The organism is Serratia surfactantfaciens, from assembly GCF_001642805.2.
GTDB lineage: Bacteria > Pseudomonadota > Gammaproteobacteria > Enterobacterales > Enterobacteriaceae > Serratia > Serratia surfactantfaciens.
Map to the genome: position 1 here is coordinate 1,692,601 of NZ_CP016948.1, position 20,835 is coordinate 1,713,435.

Consider the following 20,835-nt stretch of genomic DNA (forward strand, 5'->3'; position numbering starts at 1 on the left):
ACACGAAGCTGCACGATAGTATCAATTTCCTTCCTATGGCGGAGAAAAACCATGATTGCCACCAAAGACCGAGTCCGCATTGTCGAAACCCGGGTGTTGTCCGATGACTGGTATCTGCTGAAAAAAACCACCTTTGATTTTCTGCGGCGCGACGGCGTCTGGCAGCGGCAGAGCCGCGAGACTTACGATCGCGGTGATGGCGCCACCATTTTGCTGTTCAACCGGCAGGCGAAGACGGTGATCCTGACGCGCCAGTTTCGCTTTCCGGTCTTCGTCAACGGCCATGACGGCATGTTGATTGAAGCTGCCGCCGGGTTATTGGACGACGCGTCTCCTGAGGCGCGCATTCGCGCAGAAGCCGAAGAGGAAACCGGCTATTTCGTGCAGAACGTGGAGAAAGTGTTCGAGGCGTACATGAGCCCCGGCTCGGTCACCGAGAAGCTGCACTTTTTCGTCGGCGAATATCAGGCGGCCGACCGCATCAACGAGGGCGGCGGGGTGGCGGCGGAGGGCGAAGATCTGGAGGTGATCGAGCTGCCGCTGACGCAGGCCCTGCAGGCGATTCGTCAAGGCGCGATCGTTGACGCCAAAACCATCATGCTGCTGCAGTTTGTCGCCTTGAATCGGATGCTGGAGGAAGAACCATGAAGGCCCAACAAATTTTGATCGCCGGCCCCTATCGCAGCGGCACCGAGGGCGATCCGGCGCGCATCGCCGCCAATCTGGCGCGCCTGGAACAGGCGGCGCTGGCGGTCTATCTGCGGGGACATGTACCGGTGATCGGCGAATGGTTGGCGCTGCCTCTGGCGGCTGCGGCGGGTTCCACCCAACTTGGCGATGCGGTGAGCGAGGCGTTTCTCTACCCGGTGGCTCACCGGTTGATTGCGCAGTGTCAGGCGGTGTATCGCATCGAAGGAACGTCTGCGGGGGCCGATAACGACGTGCGGTTGGCCAAGGAGTGGGGATTGACGGTCTATCGTCATCTGGAGGAGATCCCGGCCGTACAGGCATAACGCAGGGGCGGGCGCAGGCTCGCCCCCTCGCGTTATTTTTCGTTCAGGACAAACCTCAACCCGGCGATCAGCTTATCCATGCCGGCCTCCAGCTTGCCGCGCGGGCAGCCGGCGTTGAGGCGCAGGAACCCGCGGCCTTCCTCGCCGTAGGTGAAGCCCGGCATGATCGCCACCTTTTCACGCTCGATCAGCGCCTGCTGCAGCGCGCGATCGTCAATGGCCAGCGGCCGCAGATCGATCCAGGCCAGGTAGGTGGCCTGCGGCGGGCGCCAGCCCAGCGCGGGAAAAGCCTCCGCCAGCCGTTCGGCGACGTAGGTCAGATTATCCTGCAGATAGTCGCGCAGCGCATCCAGCCAGGGTTCGCCGTGACGATAGGCGGCCACGTGCGCCACCACCGCCAGCACCGCCGGCGAGGAGAGGCCGTCGCGGGATTTGAGCTGCTGGAAGTAGGCTTCGCGGCTGGCGTCGTCGCTGATAAAACCGTAGGCGCCGGTCAGCGCCGGAATATTGAAACTCTTGGAGCCGGAGGTCAGCAATGCCCAGGCGCCGGTCGCCACCTGGCTCCACGGCGTATGGTGGTGTTCGCCCCATACCATGTCCATGTGGATCTCATCGCTGATCACCCTCACGTCGTGGCGTTCGCACAGTTCGGCCATCTGCTGCAGCTCTTCGCGGCGCCATACCTTGCCGGTGGGGTTGTGCGGGCTGCACAGCAGCAGGATCTTGGTTTGCGGCCGCGCCAGCAACGCCTCAAGGTGCGCCATGTCGCAGCGCCAGTCGTCGCCGGCTTTTTGCAGCGGGCAGGCCAGCAGCTGGCGCTGGTTGGCGAGGATCACCTTGTAGAAGGCGTCGTAGGCCGGGGTATGGGTCACCACGTAGTCGCCCGGCACGGACCATTGGCGGATCAGCTGCGCCGCCATGTAGATAACGGAAGGGCCGTACACCGCCGTTGCGGTGTCGACAGCGGTGTTGAAACGTTGCTGATACCAGTGGCGCAGCGCGCCGAGAAAATCCTCGTGCTGCCAGCGGCTGTAGCCCAGCACGCCGTGCTGCAGGCGCTGCTGCAGCGCCTCGAGAATGCACGGCGCGGTGGCGAAGTCCATATCGGAGATGGTGAACGGCAGCAGATCGGCGCTGCCGAAACGATCGGCGATGTAGTCCCACTGGGTGCACCAGGTGCCGTGGCGGTCGATCGGGGTGGAGAAATCAAACATGGGTGGCTCCCTGCAGCGCCGCGGCAGGTTGCGCCGTGGCTATCAGTGAGTCTAATTCATCCTTCACCGATTGCACCTGCGGGCCGATCACCACCTGCAGATTATGTTCGTTGAGATGCACCACGCCGATGGCGCGGTTGGCCTTCAGCGCGGCATCGTCCACGCGGCTCATGTCGTTGACCGACAGGCGCAGGCGGGTGATGCAGTTGTCCAGCGTGATGATGTTATCCGGGCCGCCGAGCGCCGCCAAAATCGCCGGCGCATTGTAGCCGGATTTGCCCACTGCGCCGCTCGGCGCGCTCTGGCTGGCGGCGCTGTCGCTCTCGCGGCCCGGCGTTTTGATGTTAAAGCGCTGGATGGCGAAGCGGAAAATGGCGTAATAGCCGACGAACCAGACGGCGGCCACCACCGGCACCAGATACCACTTGGTGGCGGTGCCGTGCAGAATGCCGAACACCACGAAATCGATGATGTTGCCGTCGGTGTTGCCGATGGTCACACCCAGCAGCGCCATCACGGTAAAGCCCAACCCGGTGAGCAGCGCGTGGATCAGATAGAGGAACGGCGCGACGAACAGGAACAGGAACTCGATCGGTTCGGTAGTGCCGCCGACCACGCAGGCTACCACGCCGGAGATCAACAGCCCTTTGATTTTATGGCGGTTCTCCGGTTTGGCGCAGTGGTACATCGCCAGCGCTGCGCCCGGCAGGCCACCGAGGAACGCCGGCATTTTGCCCTGCGACAGGAAGCGGGTGGCGCTTTCGGCAAAGCCGGTGGTGGTCGGGCAGGAGAGCTGAGCCTGGAAGATGGTCAGGGCACCGCTGGCGCTATGGCCGCAAACGTCCAGCGTGCCGCCTGCTTCGGTAAAGCGGATCAGCGCCACCAGAATGTGATGCAGGCCGAACGGCAGCAGCAGGCGTTCGCCGGTGCCGAAAATCATCGGCCCGAAGATGCCGGCGCCGTTGATGACGCGGCCCAGGCCGTTAATGCCGGCGGCGAACCACGGCCAGATCAGCGGGATCACCAGGCCGCACAGGCCCAGCACCACGGTGGTCACGATCGGCACGAAGCGGGTGCCGCCGAAGAACGCCAGCGCGTCCGGCAGGCGGATGGTGTGGAAACGCTCATGCAGCAGATACACGATGATACCGACGATCACCGCGCCAAGGATGCCGGTGTCGATCGACTGAATGCCGAGAATGTTCTGGATGTTGTTGGCCTTCAGCACCAACGGATCGCTGCTGGGCAGCACGCCGGCGGCGGTCAGATAGAAGTTGGTGGCCAGATTCAGCACGGCGAAGCCGACAAAGCCGGAGAACGCGGCCACGCCCTTGTTCTCGCGCGCCATGCCCAGCGGAATGGCGATGGCGAACATCACCGGCAGGAAGCTGAAGGCGAAGGAGCCCATCTTGCTCATCCAGGTAAAGATCAGCTGGAAGATCGGATGGCCGATAAACGGCATCAGGGTGATCACATCGCGGCTGCTCAGCGAGCTGCCGATCCCCAGCATGATGCCGCAGAAAGAGAGCAAGGCGACGGGCAACATGAACGTTTTGCCCAGGCTCTGGAAGAACTCCCAGAGGGTGATTTTTGGTTTGTTGGCTGCTGACATAACCGACTTCTCCTGGCGAAAAGACGAGCAAAAAGGGGACTGCTGATTAGGTAAAAAGAAGATAAAACGTTTTACCTAGCAAAAATGCGCCGTTAATCACAAATTTGCCGCCCGCTTTTTGGCGACAATGCGGCGGTCAGTAAAACGTTTTACTGAGTTAACGGATTCGGTATACCCTTGATCATCACGGCGCGGGTTGCCCAGGAACGGGTTCGCAGAGACTATGAGCATTAAAAAGATCACCATTACCGATGTGGCGCAACAGGCGGGCGTTTCGGTCACCACGGTTTCCCTGGTGTTGAGCGGCAAGGGGCGGATTTCGCCCACCACTGTCGAGAAGGTCAATCAGTCGATAGCGCAGCTGGGCTATGTGCGCAACCGCCAGGCGGCGACGCTGCGCGGCGGCGAGTCCGGGGTGATCGGCCTGATTCTGCGCGACATCTGCGAACCCTTCTATGCCGAAATGACTGCCGGGCTGAGCGAAACGCTGGAGGCGCACGACAAACTGCTGTTTTTGACGCAGAGCGGGCGGGAAGGTCAGGGGCTGCAGCGGGCGTTTGATGCGCTGCTGGCGCAGGGCGTCGACGGCATCGTGCTGGCGGGCGGTATTCGCGCGGCGGCGGGGCTGAAGGAAAAGGCGGCCGAGCAGGGCGTGCCGCTGGTCTGCGTAGCGCGCTCCAGCGGTCTCGAGGGGGTGGACGTGGTACGGCCGGACAATATGCAGGCCGCCAAGCTGGCCACCGAGTTTTTGATCGCCCGCGGTCACAGCCAAATCGCTTACCTCGGCGGCCAGAGCGACTCGTTGACGCGCGCCGAACGGCTGGGCGGATTCTGTGCCACGCTGTTGCAGTATGGCCTGCCGTTTCGCAGCGAATGGATCGTCGAGTGCGATTGCCGACAGAGCCAGGCGGCGGAGGCGGCGGAGCAGCTGCTGCGCCACTACCCGAATATCACCGCTATCGTCTGCCACAAGGCGTCGGTGGCGCTGGGCGCCTACTTTGGCCTGACGCGCAGCGGCCGCAGCATCGGTTCGGACGGGGTCGACGCCTACTACGGGCGACAGGTGGCGCTGATCGGCTTTGGCGACGTGCCGGAGGCCGAACTGACCGAACCACCGCTAACCTTTGTTTCCAGCTCGGCGCGGGAAGTGGGGCGCAGCGCCGCTGCGCGCCTGTTGCAGCGCATCCATGACGCCGATCTGCCGACGCAGAACGTCATCCTGCCGCCGGCGCTGATCCGGCGCGGCTCCGCTTAGTCGCGCCGCTGCTCCTCTTCCGCCTCCCGGCCGATCCAGCCGATAAAGGCTTTCATCGCCGGTGTCAAATCCCGCGATTTCAAATGGGTCAGCCAATAGGCGCCGAGCGCGGCCTCGGCGGCGAACGGCCGCTGCAGCGCGCCGGTGGCCAGTTCGCGGCGGAACATGCTGACCGGCGCCAGCGCCACGCCGTCGCACTGGATCGCGCCTTCCACCATCAGCCTTGAGGAATCGAACACCGGGCCGTTGATCCGCCACGGCGTCACCTGCGCCGCGCTGAACCAGCGCTCCCATTCATCCTTGCGGTAAGTGCGCATCAGCTGCTCGTGCTGCAGGTCCTGCGGCGCGTGCAGGCGCGCGGCAACCGCCGGCGGGCAGAGCACCGTCAGCGGTGCGTCGAACAGCTTGATATTACGGGTGGCGGGCCACAGGCCTTCGCCGAAGCGGATGGCGAAATCCATGCCGTCCGCCGACAGATTGACCAGGTTGTTGTGGGTCAACACCCGCAGATCGATAAACGGATGCGCGGTGCGGAACGCCGCCAGCCGTGGCATCAGCCAGCCGACGGCGAAGGTGCCGACCACCGCCACCGTCAGCACCTCGTGGAAATGCCCGCCTTCGAACTGCTGCAGCACCGCCTCGATACGGTCGAAGGCGTCGTTCAACACCGGCAGCAGCGCCTGGCCTTCTTCCGTCAGATCCAGCCCGCGCGGCAGGCGGCGGAACAGCTGAATGCCCAGCTGTTCTTCCAGCATGCGCACCTGCTGGCTGACGGCGGCCTGGGTCACCCTCAGCTCCAGGCCGGCGCGGGTGAAGTTCAGGTGGCGAGCGGAAGATTCGAACGCCCGCAGGGCGTTGAGGGGAAGTCGATTGCGCATGATTGATAGCCATAAGTTTTTCTTTATGCTGGCTGAAATTATTATCGCTTGTCAACCCGGCGGCAAAATCCGATATTTGGCGCCACTGCTGCGAAAGTGGCGGAGTCCGTAAAGGAATGACATCATCAATCAGGGAAAACGCCGTGTTCAACGCCAATAAAAACTTTTGGCCGCGCCGATGCCCTGCAACCGAAGAGTTTCTATCATGACGAAAATGAATCGCCTGGCGGCCGCGCTGATCGCCGCATTGATCCTGCCGACCGCGCATGCCGCGCAGCAGCAGGATATCGACGCCGTAATTCAGCCGCTGATGAAAAAGTACGGCGTGCCGGGCATGGCGATCGCCGTGTCGGTCGACGGCAAACAGCAGATCTACCCGTATGGCGTGGCCTCGAAGCAGACCGGCAAACCGATCACCGAGCAGACGCTGTTCGAAGTGGGCTCGCTGAGCAAAACCTTCACTGCGACGCTGGCGGTCTATGCGCAGCAGCAGGGCAAGCTGTCGTTTAGCGATCCGGCCAGCCGCTATCTGCCTGAACTGCGCGGCAGCGCCTTCGATGGCGTCAGCCTGCTGAATCTGGCGACCCACACCTCCGGTCTGCCGCTGTTCGTACCGGACGACGTCACCGACAATGCCCAACTGATGGCCTACTACCGGGCCTGGCAGCCGAAACACCCGGTCGGCAGCTACCGCGTCTACTCCAACCTCGGCATCGGCATGCTGGGCATGATCGCCGCCAAGAGCCTCGACCAGCCGTTTATCCAGGCGATGGAACAGGGGATGTTGCCGGCGCTGGGCATGAGCCACACCTATATTCAGGTGCCGGCGGCGCAGATGGCCAACTATGCGCAAGGATATAACAAGGACGACAAACCGGTGCGGGTCAATCCCGGCCCGCTGGACGCCGAGTCTTACGGCATCAAATCCAACGCCCGCGATCTGATTCGTTACCTGGACGCCAACCTGCAGCAGGTGAAGGTCGCACAGCCGTGGCGCGAAGCGCTGGCCGGCACGCACGTCGGTTATTACAAGGCGGGCGCGTTCACGCAGGATCTGATGTGGGAGAACTACCCGTATCAGGTAAAACTGCCGCGCTTGATTGAAGGCAACAACGCCGGGATGATCATGAACGGCACGCCGGCCACCGCCCTCACGCCGCCGCAGCCGGAACTGCGCGCCGGCTGGTATAACAAAACCGGCTCCACCGGCGGTTTCTCTACCTACGCGGTGTTTATCCCGGCGAAAAATATCGCCGTGGTGATGCTGGCCAACAAGTGGTTCCCGAACGACGATCGTGTCGAGGCGGCTTACCACATCATCCAGGTGCTGGATAAGCGCTGACGGACAGGGGCGCCGACGGGGCGCCCCTATTATCGATGCTGCCGTTCACGCCGCTCGCGCATGAAATCGATAAAGGCGCGTAGCTTGAGCGGCAGATGCCGGCCGGCGGGAAAGTAGATGAAAAAACCCGACGCTTCGCTGGCGTAACCCGGCAGCACTTCCACCAGTTGCCCCTGCGCCAGTTCCTGCAACACCGTGCCCTGAAAACGCTGTGCGATACCCAGGCCCGCCAATGCCGCATCCTTGATCAGCCGATCTTCGTTAAAAATCAAACTGCCGCTGACGTCCAGCGCGCGTTCATCGTCGCCCAGGCTAAAATACCAGGGTTCCAGTTTGCCGCTGCCGGGAAAACGGTAGCGCAGGCAATGGTGCGTGAGCAGCTCATCCGGCGTGGCCGGTGCGCCGCAGCGCGCCAGATAGTCGGGTGAGGCGACCAGCACCCGGCGTTGCCCGTTGTCGATCGGCACGGCGACCATGTCCTTTTGCAGCATGGCGTGCATGCGAATGCCAGCATCGAAACTGCCCAGCACCAGATCGGAAAAGCGGTCTTCGGTAAACAGTTCCAGCTGCACCTCGGGATAGCGGCGCTGAAACGCCGCCAGGTGCGGCATTACCAGCAGCGAAGCGGCCAACTGCGGCAGCGTAATGCGCAGCAGGCCCGCCGGCTGTGCGCCCAGGGTACGCACGTCGTCCGCCGCCGCGTCGATCTGGTTCATCGCCGGCGACACTTTCTGATAGAACAACCGGCCCTCGTCGCTCAGCCGCACCGAGCGGCTGGTGCGGTGGAAGAGTCGCACCCCCAGCTGATTTTCCAGCGCCTGTATATTTTGCGACACCGCCGGCGGCGTGACGCCCAGCTGGTTAGCCGCGCGGGTAAAGTTGCCCAGGCGCGCGACGGCTTCGAAATAGGGCAACAGTTGCAAAAGTGAACTCATAGATTGCTAACCTGTGCTTAATGATCCATTAAATTATGCCGTATTTTAATTTATGAATAACGTTCTAGACTGAATGTACTTTTTATCAAAGAGCAAAAAACATGTCGGCGAAACAACAGACGTTAACAGAACGGCTCGCGGCTATCGATCGGCAGGCGATCGCCGAAGGCCGCATCGTGGGCAGCGTGGTGCTGGTGGCGCGGCAGGGCGAGATTTGCTACGCCGGGGCGGCCGGCTATGCCGATCGCGAGGCGCGGCGGCCGATGCGGCGGGAAACGCAGTTTCGGCTGTCGTCGGTGTCCAAACCCTATACCGCGCTGGCGGCGCTGCGTTTGATCGAACAGGGTAAGCTGGCGCTGGACGATGCGGTCAGCGATTGGCTGCCGTGGTTTACCCCGGCGCTGGCCGACGGCCGTCGCCCGGCGATCAAAATTCGTCATTTGCTGAGCCATACCGCCGGGCTGGATTATCGGCTGAATCAGCCGCCGACAGGCTTATATCACCAGATGGGGATCCAGGACGGCGTGGAGCGCTCGACGCTGACGCTGGAGCAAAACCTGCGGCGGCTGGCGCAGGCGCCTTTGCTGTCGGAACCGGGAGAGCGCTTCAACTATTCGCTGGCGATCGACGTGCTGGGGGCGGTGCTTGAACGGGTGACGAGCATGTCGCTGCCGCAGCTGTTTGTCGAATGGGTCGCGCGGCCGCTGGCGCTCGGCAATACCGCGTTCCATGCCACCGACGCCGCGAACCTGGCGACACCGTATTACAATACGCCGCAGGGGCCGCAGCGCATGTCGGAAGGCGTGCGGGTGGCGCTGCCGGAGGACATGGGCGCCGATGTCGAATTCTCGCCGGCGCGCGCGTTTGACGCCGAAGCGTTTCCTTCCGGCGGCGCCGGCATGGTTGGCGATGCCGACGACGTGCTGCGGCTGGTGGAGGCGCTGCGCAGCGGCGGGCAGGGCATTCTGCGGCCGGAGACGGTGGCTTTGCTGCGCAGCCCGCACGTCGGCGCCGAGGCGCAAACGCAAGGGCCAGGTTGGGGGTGGGGATTCTGCGGGGCGCTGCTGGTGGATGCCGAGGCGGCAAATACGCCGCAGCATGCGGGCACCCAGGCCTGGGGTGGGGTTTATGGCCACAGCTGGTTCTTTGATCCCGAGGCGCAGCTGAGCGTGGTTGTCTTGACCAATACCGCGTTCGAAGGCATGTGCGGCCGCTATCCGCAGCAGATCCGCGATGCGGTTTATGCGGGGTAAATAAAAAGGGCCCCGCAGGGGGCCCTCGATCAGGCTTTCAGGCGATTACTGCGCCGGTGCCGGAACAGGCTGCGCATCCTGCGCCGGTTCGTCGTCTTCCGCCGGGGCGCCGCCGCCCAGCAGGGCGAACTGGCCGATGAACTCCTGCAGCGACATCTTGTTGCCGTTCAGGTCAACCTGATTGTCAGCATAGTGGAACTTGCTCGCGATCACGCCGTCTTTCTGGGTAGTCAGCTTGAACATCTGGCCCATCGCCGCCAGACCCTGCACTTGCTGCTGCGCCAGCTTCTGCGCGTCTTCCTCGTTGTAACCCTGCAACAGCGCGGTCTTCGTGGTCACTTCGGTGGCCATCGCTTCCGGAATGGTCAGGCTGAGATCCAGTTTTTTCACCACGCGCGCGACCATCTGGTCCGGCGATTCGGCCGGAGAGCCGGCCTGGCTTGGATCGGTCAGCGCCAGATCCAGCGTGAAGGTGCTTTCACCCTTGCCGTTTTTCCAGCTCAGCGGGGCGATGCTGAGGCTTGGGTTGCCTTTCAGCAGCAGCGGCAGGTTCTTTTGCAGCATCTCGGTGGTCTGCTGTTCGTAGACCTCCGGATCCAGATTTTCACCCTGCTGCAGCAGCGCCATGGTCTGGCGGTTGTAGCTATCGGAGAAATCTTTCAGCGCTTTGCCGTCGACGTTATCGATTTTCAGCGTCAGTTTACCGGCGCCGAAGTCGTTGCCCTGCACCTTGAGCGCGTCCATGGTGTAGTCGATCTGGCCGCCGATATTGCTGCTGCCTTGCTCGCCGAACTTGCTCACCAGGTTGAAGCCGTCCAGGGTCACGGCGTCTTTACTGTCAATCGCCAACTTGAACTGCTTCAGCGTCATCGTCTGATCGCCGAGTTTAACGCCGAACTTGCTCTCGTCGCTGTTGCCTTTCAGCTTGAAGCCCTGGAAGGTGATCTGCTCGGTTTGGCCGAAAGCGTTCGGGCTGCTCACGGTGATGTTGTCGCTGTTGGCGTCGAGCGCGAGGTTCTTCAGATCGCTGGACACGTCGGCGTTGAGGGTGGCGCCGCTGAATTTCAGCGAGGATTTATCCTTCTGGTATTCCAGCGGGATGATGTCGATGGCGGACGCGGTGTCACCGTTGTACGAGATGCGCGAATCGGCGGTAAACAGCGATTTGCCTTTGGTGACCTCAAACAGGCCTTTCACCGCTGGGGTATTTTCCAGCTCGGTATGCACCGACGCCATGCTCGGCAGCAGGTTGAATTTTTTCAGCTGGGCGAAGGGGAACGGACCGTGATCGATGGTTTCCAGGAACGCCACTTCTTCACCGGTTTTCAGCGCCGCGTTCTCACTGGTATCCGTGCCGTCGGAACGCAGCACATAACGCACTTTGCTGCTGAACAGGCCGCGCTGGTAATTTTCATAGCTCAGCTTGACGCCGGCTTTCGGCAGGTAAGCTTTCAACTGGCCGTTGGCGTTGTCGACGACTTCGCCCATGTGTTGCTCGATCAGTTTCCCGGTGTACCAGGATGCCCCGGTCCATGCTGCGCCAAGAACCACAATGACGCTGACAGCGACTAACGATTTTTTCATAGCTCTGTTTCATCCTTTTTTCTTATAACCCTCCGTTGCGAGGGAGGGGGCAAATACGGGCCGACAATAAACGCCCGCAGGCGTTTAATTGTGGGGGCAGCTCTCGCTTTCAGCAAGCAATTTGCTGAAATTTATCAACGGTTAGGCCAGCTGGTTATAAACCCGGGCGATGCGGCCGCTGCCGCTGACGTTGACCGGGGATTCGAAGGCGCCGATAAAGCAGGATTCGCCCGGTTGGAGCGCCAGGCGCTGCCCCGATTTTTCCAGCGTCGCTTCACCGCTGACGCAGAACACGATGGCCGCGCTCTGCTGCGTCAGCGTCTGTGGAGCGGCGGTCAAATCGTGCAGCGAGAAGGCGAAATCCTCCACCGGGATCGGGAAGAACAGCTCATTGCCGCGTTGTTCCGGTTGGGTCAGCAGGCCGGACGCCGGCTGCGGGCGGAACTGCAGGTTGGCCAGCAGCTCAGGCACGTCGATAAATTTCGGCGTCAGGCCGGCGCGCAGCACGTTATCCGAGTTGGCCATCACCTCCAGCGCCACGCCTTTCAGGTAGGCGTGCGGCGTTTCGGCATACAGGAACATCGCCTCGCCCGGTGCGAGCTGCACCACGTTCAGCAGCAGCGGCGAGAACAGGCCGCTGTCGTCCGGGTAAAAGCCGGCGATAAAGCGCACGGTATTCCAGGGTTCACCCTGCTGGTTGTTGAGCGCGGCTTTCAGCACGCCGAGCGCCAGCGATTTTTGCTCGCCGCTCATCGTCAACAGACTGGCGAACAGGGTCGACAGGTGCGCGGTGTCCGGCTGTTGCAGGAAGGCGGCGATGTCGTGGTGCGCGCCGGCGATCGGCTGCAGCAGGGAAACGATATCGGCCAGCTCGCGAAAGCCGTTCATCGCCAGGAACGGCGTCAGGGCGAAGACCAGCTCGGGCTTGTGATTAGGATCTTTGTAGTTGCGTTCGGCGGCGCTCAGCGGGATGCCGGCTGCGTTCTCTTTCGCGAAGCCGATCTCGGCCGCCGCTTTGCTCGGATGGACCTGGATCGACAGCGGTTGATCGGCGCACAGCACTTTAAACAGGAACGGCAACTCGCCAAAGCGGCTGGCGACGTCGGCACCCAGCTGCTTTGGCTGGTCTTCATCGATAAGAAAGCGCAGCGACCGCAGCTCGCCGTCGGCGCCCGGCACGCGGGAAGGGCTCTTGGGATGCGCGCCCATCCACAGTTCGGCCATCGGCTGGTTATCGGGATTGGCGATGCCGTAAAGGCGAGTCAGCGCATCGTGGCTGCCCCAGGCGTAATTCTGTACCGCGTTGGTCATTTTTTGCATGTCGATAAACGTCCTTTGCGTCATTGCCGTACTGACGGCCAATAACTTACTGATTTTTGTATGATTATCTCAATCTTTGCCGACGACCATCATACGCCCGCGTCGACGGTAAAAATCATGGGCGCGATCAAAATAACGCCGGATAACGTCGCGCCCGGCAATGCGGCCAAAGTATAGCGTGATAACGATCGGCGTCTCAAATGGCGCGCCGGCCTCAAGGCGGCCCGGTAAACCCGTTAATCGATTATTTTTGGGGAAGGCGGGGTTATTGCCGACGGCTCGGACAACCTGCCGCATTATTTAATTTTCAGCATGTCAAAATATGTCGACCGAATTTATTTTTTACCGTCTGAGCCATTCCCTTATTATTATTTTCGCGCTGCGCCAGGCGATCACACGCCGAGCTTAAACCTGAATGACAGACCTCGTTACCGTAACCGTTAACGAGTCAATTTAATGAAACAAGAGGTCTGTCGCATGAAAAAACTGTTGTTGCTATTGGGGCTTTGCACCGGCGCAGCCCAGGCCGCGGTGATCGTCACCTATCCCTACGCCGCCCCGCGCGCCGTGGTGATAACGCCGGCGCCGATCGTCGTTGCGCCCGCACCGGCAGCGGTTCCCGTCGCGATCGCGCCCGCCCCGCATCCGTTGGCGCTCACCGCCGGCGCGGTGGCGGCCGGGGCGTATCGCCATAATGAGCGGCAAGACGCCTACGATGAGATCAATCATCTGCAGCAGCAGCGTATCGATGAGCTCAACCATTTGCAGGCGCAGCGCATCAATAACGTTAATTCACGGCATCCGCGTTAGTTCTTATCTGCGTGTCTATTATCCAGGCGCATTCTTCAACGTTATTTTTACACGGGTTAACCGATGGCAAATAACCGTGTCATCAATGGGTCAAAGAGATGAATCGTGCTGTGAGATAACTCTCTTAATGCGAATAGTTATTATGTCACTATACTGGGAGTGCATGCCGACGGGGGGTAGCGCGTCGGCCTGACCCTACAATTTTAGGAATTATGCTAAGGAGACAATGATGGCAGGCGTTCGTATCGAAAAAGACTCCATGGGCCCCATCGAAGTACCGGCCGACAAGCTGTGGGGCGCGCAGACCCAGCGCTCGTTGGCGCATTTCCGCATTTCCACCGAAAAGATGCCGACCGCGCTGATCCATGCGCTGGCGTTGACCAAGCGTGCCGCTGCGCAGGTGAACGTGGATCTCGGGCTGCTGCCGGCCGAGCGGGGCGCCGCCATCATCAAAGCCGCCGACGAAGTGCTGGCGGGCAGCCATGCCGACCAGTTCCCGCTCTCGATCTGGCAAACCGGCTCCGGCACCCAGACCAACATGAACATGAACGAAGTGTTGGCCAACCGCGCCAGCGAGCTGCTGGGCGGCGTGCGCGGTGAAGAGCGCAAGGTGCACCCGAACGACGACGTCAATAAAAGCCAAAGCTCCAACGACGTGTTTCCCACCGCGATGCACGTGGCGGCGGTGATTGCGCTGCGCGAGCACCTGATCCCCGAGCTGAAAGTGTTGCACAAGACGCTGAGCGACAAGGCCGAAGCCTACCGCGACATCGTCAAAATCGGCCGCACCCATCTGCAGGACGCCACGCCGCTGACCCTGGGCCAGGAGATCTCCGGCTGGGCGGCGATGCTGGCGCACAGCCTGAAACACATCGAAGACAGTATCCCGCACCTCGCCGAGCTGGCGCTGGGCGGCACGGCGGTCGGCACCGGTCTGAATACCCATCCGGAGTACGCGGTGCGCGTCGCTAAAGCGCTGGCGGCATTGACCCATCAGCCGTTCGTCACCGCCCCGAACAAGTTCGAAGCGCTGGCGACCTGCGATGCGCTGGTGCAGGGCCATGGCGCGCTGAAAGGGTTGGCGGCCTCGCTGATGAAGATCGCTAACGATGTGCGCTGGCTGGCGTCCGGCCCGCGCTGCGGCATCGGCGAGATCGCGATCCCGGAGAACGAACCGGGCAGTTCGATCATGCCGGGCAAGGTCAATCCGACCCAGTGCGAAGCGATGACCATGCTGTGTGCCCAGGTGCTGGGCAACGATGTGGCGGTGAACATCGGCGGCGCTTCCGGCAACTTCGAGCTGAACGTATTCCGCCCGATGGTGATCCACAACTATCTGCAGTCGATCCGTCTGCTGGCCGACGGCATGCAGGGCTTCAACGAGCACTGCGCGGTAGGCATCGAACCGAATCGCGATCGCATCACCCAGTTGCTGAATGAATCGCTGATGTTGGTGACCGCGCTCAACACCCATATCGGCTATGACAAGGCGGCGGAAATCGCCAAGAAAGCGCACAAGGAAGGGCTGACGCTGAAAGCCGCGGCGCTGAAGCTCGGCTATCTGACCGAAGCGCAGTTCGACGAGTGGGTGCGGCCGGAGGCGATGGTCGGCAGCATGCAGAAGTAATCGCGTTCGCCGTCATCTCTTAACGGGGCGCGTTTGCGCCCCGTCTTTTCAAGCCAATCTCTCCAGCACTGATAACAGCGCCTGCGGCTCCGGCCGCCGGGTGTAGTCGGCGTGCGCTTCGGCATAGGCGATACGGCCATCGCGGGCGATGACGAATCGCGCCGGCAGCGGCAGCGTCCAGTCGTCATTCTGATTGAACTGCGCCAGATCGAGGCCGAGCCGTTGTTGATACAGGGTAATCAAGGCCTCCGGCAGGCGGTAACGCAGGCCGAATTGCGCCGCCAGACGGTTGCCGGCATCGCTGAGCAGCGGAAAGGTCAGATCGTGATCGCGCGCGGCCTGGCGGTTATGCATCGCGCTTTGCGGCGAAACGGCCAACAGCTGCGCGCCGCGTTGCTCTATGGCGGGCAATGCGGCCTGCAGCGCCTGTAGATCGAGCGTGCAGTAGGGGCACCAGATCCCGCGATAAAAACTGACGACCAGCGGCCCGTTCGCCAACAGCGCTGCGGAAGCGCATGGCCGGTTTTCGCTGTCCGGCAGGGTAAAGCCGGGCGCGACGTCGCCGACGCTCAGTGCGCGTTCGGCGATGCCTGACGCGATCTGCGCCTGGGTCGCCTCACGCATCAGCGCATGATCTTGCGCAGCGAGTTTGAGCGGCAGTTGGCCGGCTTCGAATGCCGCTTTGAAGGCATCGAGTTTGTCTTGCAGTGTCATGCGTTCTCCTGACGGGAATGAGGGGTTGCGCTCATCTTGCCCATTCCGGAATGGCGCGTGTAGACTGCCAGAGGTGTTAACCGTTATTCCATGAGGGAATGCATGGGCAAATTTGCCGATTACGAAACCTATGCCTGCGTTTACGAGAGCGGTTCCTTTACCGCGGCGGCGCGGCGGCTGCACGTAGGACAACCGGCGGTCTCGAAGGCGGTGGCGCGCCTGGAACAGCAGCTCGGCACACGCCTGATGCTGCGTTCGACCCACGGCCTGCAGCCGACGGATGCGGGGCAGCAGCTGTATCAACGCACTCGGCGCATTCTGAACGAGCTGGCGGAGACCGAAGCACTGGTGCAAAACGCCGGCGAGACGTTGAGCGGGCGGCTGCGGGTCGCTTCGGCGGCGGTGTTCGCCCGCATCGTGCCCTTGCCCGACCTAACGGCGTTTATGCGCGCCAATCCGCGTTTGAGCGTCGATCTGTTGCTGGATGACGGCAACCTGTCGCTGATTGAAGAGGGCATCGATATTGCTCTTTGCGTCGGCGAGCTGGAGGATTCCGGCTTTACCGCGCGCAAGTTGGGTGAGGTAAAGCAATGCGTGATCGGCACGCCCGATTATTTTGCCGCCGCCGGCATGCCGCAGCGGCCGGAGGATCTGTTGCGGCACGAGATGGTGATTTACCATCGCCAGGGCGGCGGCGAGCAGTGGCGTTTCAGCCGTGAAGGGGAACAGCGCATGCTGCGGTTGCCGGGGCGCATGCGGGTCAACGCGGCGGAGTGCGTGCGCGAGCTGGTGCTGGCGGGCTTCGGCGCTACCGTCGCCAGCGAAGGCCTGTTTCGCAGCGAGCTGCAAAGCGGGGCGGCGATCGCGGCATTAGCGGATTGGCAACTGCCGCCGCTGGCGCTGTGGGCGGTGTTCCCCAGCGGCCATTTCGTCTCGGCCAAGGCGCGGGCCTTTGCCGATTTTGTCCAAACCTCGCTATGCAGGGAGCCGTGATATGTCGCGCGCGCAACGTTTACTCGATCTGATGCAGCTGCTGCGCAGCCACCGTTATCCGGTGGCGGGCCATGCGTTGGCGCAGGCGCTGGGCATCAGCATGCGCACGCTGTATCGCGATATCGCTACGCTGCAGCAACAGGGGGCGGAGATCGTCGGCGAGGCCGGCGTCGGCTATGTGCTGCGCCCCGGCTTTATGCTACCGCCGCTGATGTTTTCGCAGGCGGAGATAGAAGCGCTGGTGTTGGGCATGCGCTGGGTCAGGCGCCGCGGTGACAGCCAGCTGGCGGACGCCGCGGGCCAGGCGCTGGCCAAGATCGCCGATGTGCTGCCTTCGGCGCTGCGGGAAGAGTTGGAGGCCAACACGCTATTGATCGCGCCGGTTCAGGCGCCGCCGGTGGCGGATGAGATGCGGGTGCTGATCCGCGACACCATTCGCCGTGAGAGCAAGCTGCAGATCGACTATCTCGATCTGGCGGGGCAGCGCAGCGAACGCCTGCTGTGGCCCTTTGCACTGGGTTTTTTCGACCAGTTCCAGATGCTGGTCGCCTGGTGCGAGCTGCGTCAGGCCTTTCGCCATTTTCGCCTCGATCGCATTCAGGCCGCCACGCCGCTGGAACAGCGCTATCCGCGCGGCCGGCGGCGGTTGCTGAAAGAGTGGCGTCTCAGCGAGGGCATTGCGGAACAATAGCGGCACACTGCTGCCATAAACTGTCAGTCGCACGCCTTAGTCTGTGCCTATCGGGAACCGACCGGTTCCCATCACTCAGAGGACAGACCGATGACCCTTCCCAGCATGACGATGCTTTACGTCGATAACCCACTCAACAGCGCCGCTTTTTATCAACGCCTGCTGGGGCAGGCGCCACAGGAGCTTTCCCCCGGCTTCGCCCTGTTCGTGCTCAACAACGGCTTCAAACTCGGAATGTGGGCCAGGCAAAAAGTGGAACCTGCCGCCACGTTGACCGGCGGCGGCGGTGAGCTGGGCTTTCTGTGCCAGGATGCGCAAGAGGTGGAGGCGCGCTATAACCAGTGGCGCGAACTTGGGTTGACTATCGAGCAAACGCCAACCGAGATGGAGTTCGGCTACACCTTTGTCGCGCGGGATCCGGACGGCCATCGCCTGCGGGTGTATACCCTCAGCGAGTAGCGTCATCGGTATACAGGTGCAGGCGCGGCACCAGCAGCCGCAGCGGCCTGGCGTCGGGTTTGTAACGGTGTTTCACCGCCTCGGCGTCGTAGTTGAGCAGCTCGCCGATCTTCGGCACGGCGGCGCCGCTTTCAACCTGACACAGGGCGATCAGCGGCAGCGGGCAGGGGTGCTGCACCTGTTTCTGCTGCTGCTGATACCACACCCGGGCGATCGGCTGCACTTTTACCGGCCGCTTGATTTTCAGCGTAGCCTGCTGCGGCAGCCGGCTGACGTCGTCTATCTCACGGCTGACCAGGGCGGCCCACTGTTCGCGGCTGTGCGGCGGCACCGCGCGGCCGGCTTTCAGGCTTTTCTCCAGCTGCGTCAGAATGTCGTCCCGTTTGACGTTTTTGATGATGTGCTTGTTGGCCCAGCCGAAGCGCACGGAATCGGGATTGGTCAGGGCGGTGAGGGTGCGATAGGCGCTGAGGGTGATCAGCCCGTGCAAATGGGTGTGCACGAATTCGAAACGCTGCTCCGGCGCCAGGCCGGAATCGACGGTGATAATCTGCTCCAGCTCGCCCTTCAGGCGGTTGATCAGCGCCAGCTGCGTTTGCAGCGCCTGATATTCCGGTTGCTCCACCGCCAGACAGATAACGCCGGGCAGGCGCACGGCGGCCTTGCTGCTGACATTCTCCCGGTTGTGGTGAATGAACAGCCGCTGATAATGCTCCAGCGCCAGATCGCGCGCCGCTTGCCCCACATGCTGCTCGACCGCGATATGCGAAATAGCCTGATGCTCCTGGCCTTTTTCTACCTCCGGCAGGCTGAACACCCGCGCCGCCAGCAACCGCAGCGGGGCTATCTGCTGTTGCAACGCGCCGAGCGCCTGCTCCAGTTCGGCAAAGCAGGTGTTCATTCGGCCAATCACATCGTATCTGCTCATCGCGCGCTCCTATTTTAGTTACAACATACTATAGAAGAGTGGCGGACTGGGGGCAACATCGGCAAACGAGGAGGGAGCGGCTTCACTGGCCACCCGGCTTGCCAGCGAAAAATGCGCCAGAGAGGCCTTCTACAGCAGGGCGCGAAATAGACATTGCATTGGTAGGGGTTTGATTCATTGATGGATTTTTTCTGTTGGTTGATATTTTGTTTGATCCATTTTCCGTTTGCCGTTGTCCAACCGCTGAAACAAACAGAATGGCAGGACGCTGTGAGCCCTTCGGGTTATCTTTTTTTCTGTCATTAACGGGTGCTTTAAACGGAGGTTTACTGTGGATATTAAACAGAAAGTCAAAAACATGACGCTGGAAGAGAAAATCGGGCAAAAAATCATGCTGGATTTTCGCTACTGGGATCAGAACGGTAGCAGCAATCAGGATATGACCGTTCCCGACGAAGCCATTGGCAAACTGATCGCCGATAACCACATCGGTGGGGTGATCCTGTTTGCCAATAATCTAAAAGACAAACAGCAGATTAAAACGTTGACGGCCTGGTATGCCGCGATGAAAACCCACGCGGGCGTTGGTTTGTTTATTGGCACGGACAACGAAGGCGGCAACGTTTTCCGGCTGCCACGCGGCGACTACGCCTCATTCCCCGGCAATATGGCGCTGGCCGCCGCGATTGAAGGGGGCGCGGATAAACAGCTCGCCGTTGAACAGGGCAAACTGATGGCCCAGGATATGCGTGCGTTGCATATCAATACCAACTTTGCCCCGGTCGTGGACGTTAACACCAACCCGTTCAACCCGGTGATTAACGTTCGCGCCTTCAGCGATGATAAAAACGCCGTTGCCCGCCTGGCGGAAAACATGGTGGCGGGGATGAAACAGCAGGGGCTGATCACCGCGTACAAACATTTCCCCGGCCATGGCAGCACCTCCACCGATTCGCACACCGGTTTGCCCCGCGTCGATCGCACGAGGGAAGAGGCTTTTGCCATCGATATCGCCCCTTACAAACAGGCTATCGATCGCTGCGCTGCGCCGGATATGGTGATGACTGCGCATATTCAGTACCCCGCACTGGATAACAGCCAGATCGACACCCGCAACGGTGAAAAAATCACGGTGCCGGCCACCATGTCGCGCGAAATCCAGACCCAGATCCTGCGCAATGAGCTGGGTTATGCCGGCGTAACGATTTCAGACGCGCTGGATATGGGCGCGATTGCCGAGCATTTCAGCCAGCAAGGGGCGGCTGAAAACGTCTTTGTCGCCGGGGTGGACATCGCTCTGATGCCTGTCAGCATCGCCTCGCCGGCGCAGGCGAACCTGCTGCCCGAGCTTATCCGCTACATTGCGCAGCGGGTGAAAAGCGGGCATCTCAGCGAGGCCGATATCGATGCCTCTGTCGAGCGCATTTTGCGCCTCAAATTACGTCATAACCTGATGGGCCATAGCGATAAATCGTGTTCAAACGGCGTTTCGTCTTCCGCGCATCAGCTGGAGAAACGCATCGCCGATCGTTCCATTACCGTCGTTATCAACCGTCAACGTCTGCTGCCGTTAAAGGACAAGGCGCTGCGCTACTTTATTCTGACGCCATGGGGCGAGCAGGCCAAAGGCATTGCGAACGTGATGGCGCAGGAGGGATATCAGAACATCGTGGCCGCGAAGGAAACGGAACTGAGCGATGCCCAGATCAGGGAACATATTGCCGGCTGCGACGTGTTCCTGCTCGGCACGCTCTCAACCCGCTTTACGCCTGCCGAGCAGGATGGCGTGGTTACCTCCGCAACCGGGGCGGCTAATGATACCAGTCCTTATCCGGGATGGCTGAAATACGCCGCCGAACAGGGGAAAAAGCGCGTTCATCTTTCACTGCGCGCACCTTACGATATCGTGAACTATGCCGCAGAGGTGGAGGCGGCTGTCGCTACCTATTCCTATTACGGCTATGACAGTGGCGTGTGGTGCGGCCACTCGATGGTATCGCTGGCGCAGGTGCTGACGGGGAAAATCAAACCGCACGGCAAACTGCCGGTTAATACCTGGCATGACTACGATGAGCAAACCAATACCGGCAAGGTGGCGTTCCCTCGCGGGACTGGGCTGAGCTGGTGATGGGATAAGGAGAGGCGTCGTCTGAGAAGGGCGGCGCCGGTCGCTAAACCGCGTTGCGAAAGCGGGCGGTTTCTTGCTC

20 protein-coding genes are annotated in these 20,835 nt (G+C 61.4%); 11 read left to right on the forward strand and 9 right to left on the reverse strand.

Features of this window, described 5'->3' with window-relative positions:
• Positions 1-51 precede the first annotated feature (51 nt).
• Both ATE40_RS08125 and ATE40_RS08130 read left to right on the forward strand, forming a co-directional pair.
• On the forward strand, positions 52-648 hold the full coding sequence (locus tag ATE40_RS08125) for an NUDIX hydrolase (RefSeq protein ID WP_063919382.1): 597 nt from the start codon (positions 52-54) through the stop codon (positions 646-648).
• The gene (locus ATE40_RS08130) at positions 645-1,013 is read left to right on the forward strand and encodes a hypothetical protein (protein ID WP_019455938.1); all 369 of its coding nucleotides are present in this window, start codon (positions 645-647) and stop codon (positions 1,011-1,013) included. The genes ATE40_RS08125 and ATE40_RS08130 overlap by 4 nt, the downstream gene beginning before the upstream one ends.
• A gap of 32 nt (positions 1,014-1,045) precedes the next feature.
• Here the strand turns inward: ATE40_RS08130 and ATE40_RS08135 are convergent, their stop codons facing one another.
• A complete protein-coding gene (locus ATE40_RS08135) occupies positions 1,046-2,227 on the reverse strand; it encodes a MalY/PatB family protein (protein WP_063919383.1) in 1,182 nt (393 codons plus the stop codon).
• A complete protein-coding gene (gene malX, locus ATE40_RS08140) occupies positions 2,220-3,839 on the reverse strand; it encodes a maltose/glucose-specific PTS transporter subunit IIBC (protein WP_063919384.1) in 1,620 nt (539 codons plus the stop codon). Before malX ends, ATE40_RS08135 begins: the two co-directional genes overlap by 8 nt.
• A 223-nt stretch (positions 3,840-4,062) precedes the next feature.
• Here malX and ATE40_RS08145 point away from each other — a divergent pair, with 223 nt between their 5' ends.
• On the forward strand, positions 4,063-5,094 hold the full coding sequence (locus tag ATE40_RS08145; RefSeq protein ID WP_063919385.1) for a Mal regulon transcriptional regulator MalI: 1,032 nt from the start codon (positions 4,063-4,065) through the stop codon (positions 5,092-5,094).
• Here the strand turns inward: ATE40_RS08145 and ATE40_RS08150 are convergent.
• A complete protein-coding gene (locus ATE40_RS08150; RefSeq protein WP_025159716.1) occupies positions 5,091-5,972 on the reverse strand; it encodes a LysR family transcriptional regulator in 882 nt (293 codons plus the stop codon). The two genes, ATE40_RS08145 and ATE40_RS08150, sit on opposite strands and share 4 nt — an antisense overlap.
• Before the next feature lie 205 nt (positions 5,973-6,177).
• Here ATE40_RS08150 and blaSRT point away from each other — a divergent pair, with 205 nt between their 5' ends.
• Entirely contained in the window at positions 6,178-7,314 is a 1,137-nt protein-coding gene (gene blaSRT / locus ATE40_RS08155) for an SRT/SST family class C beta-lactamase (protein WP_063919386.1), read from the forward strand.
• A 29-nt stretch (positions 7,315-7,343) separates the two neighbouring features.
• Here blaSRT and ATE40_RS08160 read toward each other — a convergent pair whose 3' ends face one another.
• Complete coding sequence (locus ATE40_RS08160; protein ID WP_063919387.1) at positions 7,344-8,249, reverse strand: LysR family transcriptional regulator; 906 nt, start codon at positions 8,247-8,249, stop codon at positions 7,344-7,346.
• A 101-nt stretch (positions 8,250-8,350) separates the two neighbouring features.
• On the opposite strand from ATE40_RS08160, the gene ATE40_RS08165 reads away from it, so the two are divergent.
• Positions 8,351-9,502 (forward strand): serine hydrolase domain-containing protein, encoded by a 1,152-nt coding sequence (locus tag ATE40_RS08165; RefSeq protein WP_063919388.1) that lies wholly within the window; start codon positions 8,351-8,353, stop codon positions 9,500-9,502.
• A gap of 45 nt (positions 9,503-9,547) precedes the next feature.
• Here ATE40_RS08165 and ATE40_RS08170 read toward each other — a convergent pair whose 3' ends face one another.
• From ATE40_RS08170 to ATE40_RS24640, 3 genes are all read right to left on the reverse strand, one after another.
• Positions 9,548-11,086 carry a YdgA family protein gene (locus tag ATE40_RS08170; protein WP_063919389.1) on the reverse strand — a complete coding sequence of 513 codons (1,539 nt, stop codon included), beginning with the start codon at positions 11,084-11,086 and terminating at the stop codon, positions 9,548-9,550.
• A gap of 141 nt (positions 11,087-11,227) precedes the next feature.
• Complete coding sequence (manA, locus tag ATE40_RS08175) at positions 11,228-12,406, reverse strand: mannose-6-phosphate isomerase (RefSeq protein ID WP_025159721.1); 1,179 nt, start codon at positions 12,404-12,406, stop codon at positions 11,228-11,230.
• A 69-nt stretch (positions 12,407-12,475) separates the two neighbouring features.
• Positions 12,476-12,703, reverse strand: coding sequence for a hypothetical protein (locus ATE40_RS24640; RefSeq protein WP_154746156.1), 228 nt, complete (start codon positions 12,701-12,703; stop codon positions 12,476-12,478).
• A gap of 180 nt (positions 12,704-12,883) precedes the next feature.
• On the opposite strand from ATE40_RS24640, the gene ATE40_RS08180 reads away from it, so the two are divergent.
• Both ATE40_RS08180 and fumC read left to right on the forward strand, forming a co-directional pair.
• Positions 12,884-13,216: a hypothetical protein gene (locus ATE40_RS08180; protein WP_019455931.1), complete on the forward strand. Its 333-nt coding sequence runs from the start codon at positions 12,884-12,886 to the stop codon at positions 13,214-13,216.
• Positions 13,217-13,445: 229 nt separating this feature from the next.
• Positions 13,446-14,843 (forward strand): class II fumarate hydratase, encoded by a 1,398-nt coding sequence (gene fumC, locus ATE40_RS08185; protein ID WP_063919390.1) that lies wholly within the window; start codon positions 13,446-13,448, stop codon positions 14,841-14,843.
• 48 nt (positions 14,844-14,891) lie between these two features.
• Here fumC and ATE40_RS08190 read toward each other — a convergent pair whose 3' ends face one another.
• Positions 14,892-15,557, reverse strand: coding sequence for a peroxiredoxin-like family protein (locus ATE40_RS08190; protein WP_063919391.1), 666 nt, complete (start codon positions 15,555-15,557; stop codon positions 14,892-14,894).
• A 102-nt stretch (positions 15,558-15,659) separates the two neighbouring features.
• On the opposite strand from ATE40_RS08190, the gene ATE40_RS08195 reads away from it, so the two are divergent.
• The 3 genes from ATE40_RS08195 to ATE40_RS08205 all read left to right on the forward strand — a co-directional run bounded on the left by ATE40_RS08195 (position 15,660) and on the right by ATE40_RS08205 (position 17,700).
• On the forward strand, positions 15,660-16,550 hold the full coding sequence (locus tag ATE40_RS08195) for a LysR family transcriptional regulator (protein ID WP_063919392.1): 891 nt from the start codon (positions 15,660-15,662) through the stop codon (positions 16,548-16,550).
• A 1-nt stretch (position 16,551) separates the two neighbouring features.
• Positions 16,552-17,241 (forward strand): helix-turn-helix transcriptional regulator, encoded by a 690-nt coding sequence (locus ATE40_RS08200; RefSeq protein WP_063919393.1) that lies wholly within the window; start codon positions 16,552-16,554, stop codon positions 17,239-17,241.
• A gap of 90 nt (positions 17,242-17,331) precedes the next feature.
• Positions 17,332-17,700 (forward strand): VOC family protein, encoded by a 369-nt coding sequence (locus ATE40_RS08205; protein WP_025159723.1) that lies wholly within the window; start codon positions 17,332-17,334, stop codon positions 17,698-17,700.
• Here ATE40_RS08205 and tus read toward each other — a convergent pair.
• A complete protein-coding gene (gene tus / locus ATE40_RS08210) occupies positions 17,690-18,628 on the reverse strand; it encodes a DNA replication terminus site-binding protein (protein ID WP_063919394.1) in 939 nt (312 codons plus the stop codon). The two genes, ATE40_RS08205 and tus, sit on opposite strands and share 11 nt — an antisense overlap.
• Positions 18,629-18,959: 331 nt before the next feature.
• Between tus and ATE40_RS08215 the strand changes: the two genes are divergently transcribed.
• On the forward strand, positions 18,960-20,756 hold the full coding sequence (locus ATE40_RS08215; RefSeq protein WP_063919395.1) for a glycoside hydrolase family 3 protein: 1,797 nt from the start codon (positions 18,960-18,962) through the stop codon (positions 20,754-20,756).
• The last annotated feature ends 79 nt before the right edge of the window (positions 20,757-20,835 follow it).